This is a genomic window from Chryseobacterium sp. HMWF035 (assembly GCF_003094695.1).
Classification (GTDB): Bacteria; Bacteroidota; Bacteroidia; order Flavobacteriales; family Weeksellaceae; genus Chryseobacterium; species Chryseobacterium gambrini.
Genome location: NZ_QEHP01000067.1, coordinates 18,507 through 27,417 on the forward strand (window position 1 = coordinate 18,507; position 8,911 = coordinate 27,417).

At 35.4% G+C, this 8,911-nt stretch carries 10 protein-coding genes; 4 read left to right on the forward strand and 6 right to left on the reverse strand.

Annotated features, from left to right (window positions below):
• Positions 1 to 17: 17 nt before the first annotated feature.
• Positions 18 to 2,615 (reverse strand): BamA/TamA family outer membrane protein, encoded by a 2,598-nt coding sequence (locus tag DD829_RS11220; RefSeq protein ID WP_116547746.1) that lies wholly within the window; start codon positions 2,613 to 2,615, stop codon positions 18 to 20.
• Here DD829_RS11220 and DD829_RS11225 point away from each other — a divergent pair.
• Positions 2,601 to 3,332 (forward strand): TrmH family RNA methyltransferase, encoded by a 732-nt coding sequence (locus DD829_RS11225; protein ID WP_116547747.1) that lies wholly within the window; start codon positions 2,601 to 2,603, stop codon positions 3,330 to 3,332. The two genes, DD829_RS11220 and DD829_RS11225, sit on opposite strands and share 15 nt — an antisense overlap.
• 130 nt (positions 3,333 to 3,462) lie before the next feature.
• Here DD829_RS11225 and DD829_RS11230 read toward each other — a convergent pair whose 3' ends face one another.
• From DD829_RS11230 to porQ, 5 genes are all read right to left on the reverse strand, one after another.
• Complete coding sequence (locus DD829_RS11230; RefSeq protein WP_108411289.1) at positions 3,463 to 3,960, reverse strand: phosphoribosyl-ATP pyrophosphatase; 498 nt, start codon at positions 3,958 to 3,960, stop codon at positions 3,463 to 3,465.
• A 3-nt stretch (positions 3,961 to 3,963) separates the two neighbouring features.
• Entirely contained in the window at positions 3,964 to 4,272 is a 309-nt protein-coding gene (locus tag DD829_RS11235) for a phage holin family protein (protein WP_076390303.1), read from the reverse strand.
• An 84-nt stretch (positions 4,273 to 4,356) separates the two neighbouring features.
• Positions 4,357 to 4,701: a YtxH domain-containing protein gene (locus DD829_RS11240; RefSeq protein ID WP_076390302.1), complete on the reverse strand. Its 345-nt coding sequence runs from the start codon at positions 4,699 to 4,701 to the stop codon at positions 4,357 to 4,359.
• Between the two features lie 95 nt (positions 4,702 to 4,796).
• Positions 4,797 to 5,471: a (d)CMP kinase gene (cmk, locus tag DD829_RS11245; protein WP_108411288.1), complete on the reverse strand. Its 675-nt coding sequence runs from the start codon at positions 5,469 to 5,471 to the stop codon at positions 4,797 to 4,799.
• 97 nt (positions 5,472 to 5,568) lie between these two features.
• The gene (gene porQ, locus DD829_RS11250; protein ID WP_108411287.1) at positions 5,569 to 6,561 is read right to left on the reverse strand and encodes a type IX secretion system protein PorQ; all 993 of its coding nucleotides are present in this window, start codon (positions 6,559 to 6,561) and stop codon (positions 5,569 to 5,571) included.
• A 381-nt stretch (positions 6,562 to 6,942) separates the two neighbouring features.
• Here porQ and pyrH point away from each other — a divergent pair, with 381 nt between their 5' ends.
• The 3 genes from pyrH to DD829_RS11265 all read left to right on the forward strand — a co-directional run.
• Positions 6,943 to 7,650, forward strand: coding sequence for a UMP kinase (pyrH, locus tag DD829_RS11255; RefSeq protein ID WP_116547748.1), 708 nt, complete (start codon positions 6,943 to 6,945; stop codon positions 7,648 to 7,650).
• Between the two features lie 238 nt (positions 7,651 to 7,888).
• Positions 7,889 to 8,428 (forward strand): DUF4468 domain-containing protein, encoded by a 540-nt coding sequence (locus DD829_RS11260; protein WP_116547749.1) that lies wholly within the window; start codon positions 7,889 to 7,891, stop codon positions 8,426 to 8,428.
• Between the two features lie 24 nt (positions 8,429 to 8,452).
• Positions 8,453 to 8,911: hypothetical protein (locus DD829_RS11265; RefSeq protein WP_133240944.1), on the forward strand; the 459-nt coding region annotated here is incomplete at its 3' end.

Below are 8,911 nucleotides of genomic sequence, written 5' to 3' on the forward strand. Positions count from 1 at the left end.
ATACCACCTGTAAATTTTTAGAAAGGATATCCGAATGCAATATTCAGAGTAGGTTTAAACGGCTGAATGTATTTCAGTCTCCATCTTTCACCTTCCGGTCTGTTGGGTTCGTACATTTTATAGGCTAAATCCAGTCTCAGTTTGATGTAGGCAATATTTACCCTTAATCCGAAACCGCTTCCTACACCAACCTGTCTGATGAATTTGTTGAATTTAAACTCATCTCCATATCCGTTGTTGTAGTTTTTAAGACTCCAGATGTTACCGATGTCCGTAAAAAGAGCGCCTTCATACATATCATTAAAAGGCATCCTGAATTCGATATTCGTTGTCAGTTTTAAATTATCAGTCATATACGTTCGAACTCTCTCATCCACCTGCGAATCGGCAGGACCTAATCCCCCGAAAGGAACCCATGCTCTGATGTCATTCGGTCCACCGTTGAAATAAGAACGGATGACAGGCATATTGGAAGAGTTTCCGTACGGAATTCCGACTCCGATAAACTGACGAAGCGCTAAAGTATTGTTTCCGAATTTAAAATATTTTCTAAAATCAAGATCAAATTTCACAAACTGCGCATAAGGAATATTGAAAATGGTTCTTTCCGGACTGGTAACAACACCTCCGTCATTTCTTTTCTGATTAAAAATACTAAAGATATTTCCTGCCAGTTCTACTTTTCCGTTAAAATAAAAAGCATTTGGATAATCTTTTTTCCCTATCTCATTGTAAATAAAATTATAAATGAAAGAAGAAATCAAAACATCCTGAGTCTGTCGGTCTTTATTCACCAAAGTTCCCACAAAAGCTACAAACCGGTCAACTCCCTGCTGATTTAATCCCTGAAGATAGGTCGTGTCTTCAATAATGCGCTGCGAAACCTGATCAATCGTCAGTAATCCGGCTTTAAATTCCTGATATACCGATGAGTTGTAAGCGAAATAATCTGCGAAAAACTCTTCACGGATAGCATTATCGTTAACGAAATAATCATAATACGCATCTTTGTTTTTCGTTAAACTCAGTTGCGTATTAAATAAGGTAAGTCTGTGCGTTACTTTATCATTTACCGTTGCCAGATAATTCAGACCAGTATTAAAGTTAAGTCTTCCCAAACCAATATTGCTCTGATCTGAAACACCCAGAGTAATAGAGGAGGTTGGGCTGTATCTTTTCGGAATTAATTTGTAGTAATCGAAAGGCAAAAGCAATCTGGGAAAATTCAATGAAGCCTGCGCCGAGATTTCGTAAGCCCAGATCCTGTTATCGATATTTTTAGGATTTACGATTCGCCCGAAAGTTCCGGAAAGACTGGTTGTAAGGTTTTCCGCCCCTCCAAAAATATTTCTCGTGGTAAGATCGATGGAAGGCGAAACCCCGAAATTCAGGACTTCGGAATAGTTTAAATCTGTTCCCACTTTCAGGTCGTATTTCGGAAGCGGTTTCAGTACGTACATTACATCTACGATGCTGTCATTCGGGCTTGTACCGCCGCCTCTTCTTAAAGAATCTCTGGCTTTCAGAATGCTGAAATTATTCATCGCCAGAATATTTCTTTTGGTAAGATCTAGCTTTTTCTGATCGTAAACCTGTTTGTTTCCTACGATAATAGCTCTCCAGATCGCACGGGAATCGTAGCTGTTGTCTGTTTTATGAAAACGGATACCTCTTAAGCTGTCTTTTATTGTATTATTTGGAAAATCTTTTGCCTCGTCTACGATGGCAACATCAATATTTCCGATGGTTGCCTGTTTATAAGGACTATCAAGAGAATCTTTGCGGATTTCCAGAACCAGCGGAACCTGTTTTGTGCTTTTAAGAGAATCTGCCACAAAACCTACCTCATCGCCAAGGTTGTTAAAACGGTAATACCCATATTCCCGCATGAGATCATTAATCCTTCCAACTTCTTTCTCCAAAACAGTCTGATCCAGAATTTGTCCTTTCTTTATAAGAGTTTCACGGATTTTCTGCTGATAAAGGCTTTTGATATTTGGATCTGATATGTTGTAATAATAATCCTTAATATAAGTAGGCTGATTGTGGGTAATAAAATAATTAACGGCAGCTTTTTTTGCAGCGGAATCAAGTTCATGCTTAAATTTCACTTCTGCATCCCAATAGCCGCGATACGTCATTCTTTTTTGGATAGATTCAGCACTTTTTGAAGTTTTTGTCTGGTCGAGAATCACCGGTGCGGAACCCCAGTTGTGGTATAACCTGTCGAAAAACAGACTTTTACCCACACTGTTTTTCATGTTGTATTTAATGAAAAGAGAATCTCTCAGTTTTTGATTTCTCAGTTCATTAGGATACGTCATGTACTCGTTAAGAAGCGTGTCGTATTTGGGATTGGCGGCATTGTAAAGCCAAAGGCTTAAAGGCATGAAAAGAAGCTGTCTTTTATTGGGCTTTTGCTGTACGTAATCTTTCAGTTCGCCATCGAAGGGTTCTTTCTTATCTTCAAACTGAAAATTGTTTTTTACCAGCAAATATTCGCCGTCCGGAACTTTTTTAGTAGTACTACAAGCATAAAGGAGACCTACAAATGTTGCAAATGATATAATTTTATAATACTTTTGAGGAGAATTCTTATAATGCTTACAGCTCATACAATAAAAATTTTACAGTCTTTAGATAAAAAGAAGTTCAGGCAAAAATACAATTTGTTTTTGGTTGAAGGTAATAAAATCATTCGTGAACTTCCTGATTCCAGATTTAAAATTAAAGAAATATTTTCTACGGATCCGCAAAAATTAGACCGTATGGAAGCTCCGGTAACTCATATCTCTGAAAATGAGTTGAAAAAAATCAGTTTTCTGCAAAATCCAAAAGATTCTGTGGCGGTCTGTTATCTTCATCCTGAAGAAAAAACAGAGGATAAAAATCTCCAGTTGGTTTTAGATGGGATTCAGGATCCCGGAAATCTGGGAACGATGATCCGTGTTGCAGACTGGTTTGGAATAGAACAGATTATCTGCAGTGAAGACACTGTAGATTTTTACAATCCAAAAGTTATTATGGCAAGTATGGGATCTTTTACGAGGGTAAATATCGTTTATTCAAACCTGACTGAATATTTATCCGAAACAGGAAATATCAACATCGGAACCGATATGGACGGTGAAAATATCTATACTTTCGAAAGACCTGAAAAAATGAATTTAATTTTAGGAAATGAAGGCAACGGGATGCGTCCGGAAACGGAAAAACTACTTCATAAAAGTGTCATGATCCCAAGATTCGGAAAATCGCAGTCTACAGAAAGTCTTAATGTTTCAATGGCAGCAGGTATTATTTTAGGACAATTGTTTGGAGGAAGTGAGTAAGAGAGTCGGAGAATTTGTGTGAAAAAGATCAATAGATAGATCTTGAGGTTTAATCAAATATTAAAGGGTTTTAGAATGGGAGCGTAATGAGATTAACTCTTGAACACTCCAACTCTAAAACCCTCAAACTTTAGATAAGCTGTTCCATACTCGAAACACTTTTGTTTTTCTGATACGTTTCAAGTTTCTTTCTTACATATCTTAAGGCGACAGGAGCGAGATAGATCATCGCAGCGCCAATTAATTTATTCTTCCAGTTTGAACTTTTAAAGTTTTTTCTGGCATAATTTCCGACAAATGTTGTAACTGCAAGGTTTATCATAATATCTGCCGCATCTCCTTTGAAGGCAGAATTGGCGATTCCCATTGTTGTATTTTTATTGATGAGGGCACCTTTAATTTCAGAGGTGATCTGTCTGGCAATAACATCTTTTCGCAGAACTACTTTTTCATCACCGTCTTCATCTACTTTTTCCTGAAGGTACTGGTCTGTTAAGCCATTGGTAAAAGCACTAAGGCTTTCCTTGGTATTTTTGAAGGTAAGGAGATCTTCCAGACCGTCTATTTCCTGCTTCAGCAGCTTTTTCTTTCTTCTCAGTTCCTCTAAGCTTTCATATTTTCTGCTCATAGTTTAATGATTTAAAAATTTAATTACCTGATCTGCCACATAATTTACGATTTTCTTTTTAAACAGCACAATAAGAATCATGGTTAAAAGATAGAATGCAGCTACAATAAGGAATCCGTAAGACTGGTCTCCCAATGCTTTACCGATAAGAAAGGCAATTCCGAAGTTGAACAGAATGATGAAAAAACCAAAAGCGACCAGCAAAACCACGAAATAGGTGATCATTCCTGCCGAAAGAGAGGATTTTTCGGTAGCTTCAATTTTCAGGAGATCGATCCTTTTCGAAGCGTATTCTTTAATAGTTTCAATCATTGTTTTTCTTTAAAGTTACAAAAAAAGGAACTTTCGTTTATAAAGTTCCTTCTCATAATTTACCTAAAAAAATAAACTATATTATTATTTTAGATCATTTAGTTCAGATTCTACATTTTTTACTACGTCTGCAGTTTTAGAAACGATCTGATCTTTGTATTTATCATATCCGTCTTTTACGGTGTTTGCAACACTGTTTGCTGTTTCTTTAAAAGTAGAAGAGATGTTACCATACTGGTCTTTTACTTTTTCAGAAACTTCTCCGTATTTATTTTTAGCCTGATCTTTAAGATCGTTCGCTTTTGTTTTAATTTTCTTTCTCGTTTCTTTACCTTCTTCCGGAGCATAAAGCATTCCTAAGATAACACCCGCTGCAGCACCTGCAAGAAGTCCTGCCAAAATACCCGCTGTATTGTTTTTTTTAGACATTTTCGTTTTTTTTAATAGTTAATAATATTAGCTTTTTACTTATGATGAAATGTACAATTAACATACCAAAGGAGAAAGACATCTATTAAAAAATGTTAAATCTTTTGGATGTGAGATAAAATCTCATCAATAGTTTCTTTTTTAGAAATGTTGGTATTATCAATAACAATGGCATCTTCAGCCTGCTTTAACGGGGCGATTTCGCGTTCGCTGTCTATTCTGTCGCGTTCTATAAGGTTTTCTTTAACCTGCTTTTCATCTGCTTCAATTCCTAAAGAAATCAGTTCCTGATAACGTCTTCTGGTTCTTTCATCAATACTTGCGGTAAGAAAAAATTTATATTCCGCATTTGGCAGAACTACTGTCCCGATGTCACGTCCGTCCATAATAATGCCGCCTTTTTCTGCCAAATTGCGCTGAGACTGAAGAAGAAAATCTCTTACTTCTTTCTGTTTTGCAACAAAACTTACATTCTCCGAGACTTCATTCGTACGTATTGCTTTGGAAATATCAATATGATTCAGGAAAAGAACCAGTTCTCCATCAAGATTTTTAAATTCAAGCCCGATCTGATCAAACGAAGAAAATAATTTCTCAAGATCAATGGTTCCGCTGTCATTTAAACAATTCTGAAGAGCAAACCATGTTACTCCTCTGTAAAGCGCACCTGTATCCAGATGAATAAGTCCCAGCTTTGCTGCAATGACTTTAGAAATTGAACTTTTTCCGGTAGACGAGTACCCGTCGATAGCTATTACAGGTTTTTTCATACTGCAAATTTCAAGATTTTTTCTTAAAAATCAAGAAACCTCAAGCGATTTTCTTGAGGTTTCTGATATTTATTTCGTTTTGAAAAATGATTAACGATTAGTATCCTGCATGGCTTGTAAGGTCAATAGAAACTCCTATCTGGTTGACATTCGCAGAATTATGATATCTTACGTGTGCGTAATCTACACGGAATCTGGAGATTTTAATCCCGAATCCGGCAGAAAGTCCTGAGAAATTTCTCTGGTCTGCAACGGCTAATTCATTTCCTCTTTTTACGTTATACCCCAATCTGATGTTGAAGCCTTTTTCCGGAAACAGTTCTGCGCCTATAGAAAAATGGTCGGCAATCTTTCTGCCTGTATTTACTTCCTGCCCGTTTACATTGTACTGGGAAGAAATATTAAATTCCTGTAAATCGTGTGCTGTAATGGTAACCGCTAAAGGAATTACTTTTAAAATTCTTGTATATCCCAAATCTACACGAAACGGAAGGTTTTCCCTTGTTCCGTTGAAAGAATTGAACTGATATCCGAAATTTCTGAAAACAACAGATGCTGTTTCCTTATTTTTTTTGTTGTGGTACGTAATTCCTGCATTCCCCGAAATGGCGGAAGAAGTATAGGTGTCAATTTTCGAAGTAATGAAATTCAATCCACCTCCGATCGTCCAGTCTTCTTCAAACTGATAGGCATATCCTGCTCCGATGGCAACATCCGAAGCTTTAAAAGTTCCGTTCTCGAAACCGCTGTCGTCTGTTCGCGGAATATCTCCGTAGCTCATGTATCTTGCATTGATGGTCGCCATGTGACCGTTATCAAAGTCTTTTGCATAGGCAATCGTTCCGTATTTGGAATCTGCAAGATAGGCAGTTGCATTTACAGACAGTTGGTTGTCGGAATCTTTATTCAGTAATGAGGGGTTTGCAATAGCAAAGGAAACATCACGATCTCTCACAGAAATTGCATCTCCTCCCAAAGCTGCCTGTCTCGCTGAAACAGGGATATTTAAGAATGGATAAACGTTTGTTCCTGTTTGTGCATAAGAAACAATTCCTGACAGAAATAATGAAAAAATGACAATTTTCTTCAACTCAGTTTATTAGTAATGCAAAAATAATCCTTTTTCGTACTTTTCAAAATATTTCTCACATTATTTATATTTAAATATTTAAGTTTTGTGGAAATCATGGTTTTATTTTAAGTTCTATGCCATTTTTATTGAGCTTAATCTTTTAGCGTAAGATTAGTATTTTGAATCTTCATGTTTTGTAATTTAATTAAACAGCCATGTATTCACTCAAATTATAAAATACAGGGACATTATTTATAAGGAAAAATGCTTTGCTAATCCCATAAAACACCACTTTTAAAATTTATAATGTATAATGAAAAATCAACCTTATTAATGATTATATTTGCAAAGTCAAATTTTAGACAGATATATCTAACGAAAAAAAGTTATTTACATACAATGAAATATAAAAGAATCCTTCTGAAACTGAGTGGTGAAGCCTTAATGGGAAACAGACAATATGGTATTGATAATGAAAGGCTACAGGAATATGCTGCAGAGATTAAAAAAGTAGTAGAAAAAGGCTGTGAAGTTGCCATTGTAATCGGAGGAGGAAATATTTTCCGTGGTGTAGCAGGAGCTGCAAAAGGAATGGACAGAGTACAGGGAGATTATATGGGAATGCTTGCAACGGTAATCAACGGGATGGCTTTGCAGGGTGCTCTGGAAGATGCGGGAATTAAAACAAGACTGCAGTCTGCCATTGAAATGGATAAAGTAGCGGAACCATTCATCAAAAGAAGAGCAGTAAGACATCTTGAAAAGGGCAGAGTAGTGATCTTTGGAGCCGGAACCGGAAACCCGTATTTCACAACAGATACTGCCGCAACATTAAGAGCCATCGAAATAGGCGCAGATGTTATTTTGAAAGGAACAAGAGTAGACGGAATCTACGACAGCGATCCTGAAAAAAATGCAGATGCGGTAAAATATAATTCACTATCTTTCGACGAAGTTTATGCGAAGAATCTAAAGGTAATGGATATGACGGCATTTACTTTAAGCCACGAAAACAAACTGCCGATTATTGTTTTTGATATGAACAAAGACGGAAATCTGGAAAAAATTGTTAATGGCGAAAATGTTGGTACTTTAGTTGATTTGTAATAGTAAGTTCAGGGTTTTGAGTTTAAAGTTTTAAAGATTACTCATTACCAATTACTTGAATTTATTTATTGTGTAAATACTTTACGTTTTTTACAGCAGTTTTTGATTCAAAACCATCATGGAATAATTCAAAATACAAAGAATTATTTTTTGACTTAAAAATACTTTTAAATTTACGGAAAATCTTAAAACAATAATTGTTGAGGATTATTATATTTGTTGATTTAAAAATTAAGCCATGAAAAAAACATTATTAATCTTGTCATTTCTGATTTCGATTGCAATATCTTCACAAGAATTTCAATTTGAAGAGGTAATAAAAGTAGATTCTATTGTTACAAAAGATGAATTGTTTAATCGGGCTAGGTCATGGTTCGGTAAAACTTTCAGTAATGAAAAATTTGTAATAGCAACCGAAGACAAGAGTGCTGGTGAAATTTCAGGAAATGGCTCTATGACTTATAAGGCAAATCGGATATATTTTGGTGTTGCAGCTGTTGAGGGAGACATAGATTATAAAATAAATATTTTTGTAAAAGATGGAAGATACAAATATAGCTTTCATTCATTTCGTCATACAGGCAGCTATATTGGAGCAAGTAACCCAATAAGCTATGGATTACTCACTAAATCTGACGAAGCGCCTAAGCCGAGTAGAGGGGGAGCAAGTAATAAAGCATGGAATGATATTAAAGAAGTAGCGGATAAGAAAATAAAAAAAACTATCGAATCTTTAAAGGAAGGAATGCATAAAAAATATGAAGGTTCTCAAGATTAGTAGAGTATTAATTAAGGAATTATTGTGAAGAAATATAAACAACGCAGTAAATTAATTTTCTTTTTTTCACTGTATTCAGTATTAAATTATAGTCAAACTTTTCAAGAAGTAACAAAGATAGGCTCTTTTTATGGTAAAACTTTTTCAGAGCTAGAGCAGGGAATTGGTGTTAAATCAATAGATGCAGAAATAAAATTTGGCATAGAATCAAGAGCATACAGTAATCAAACTTATTCAATACTTGTTTCTGAGACCGAAGATAATGATCTAATTGGTTCAATTTTGTTACTAGGTAAGAAAGGTTTAGAGCATGAAAATACTTGGTATAGTTTAGTAAAGTATGCTGATGAAAATCAAGAATGTACATTCATAGATGGTTTTTACGGAGACAAGAAGAATGCAATTTATAAATACAAGATATACTTAAAAGATATGCTTCCTCTATTAAGAGCCAATGTTGATTTAAGCGAAACGGTTTATTAT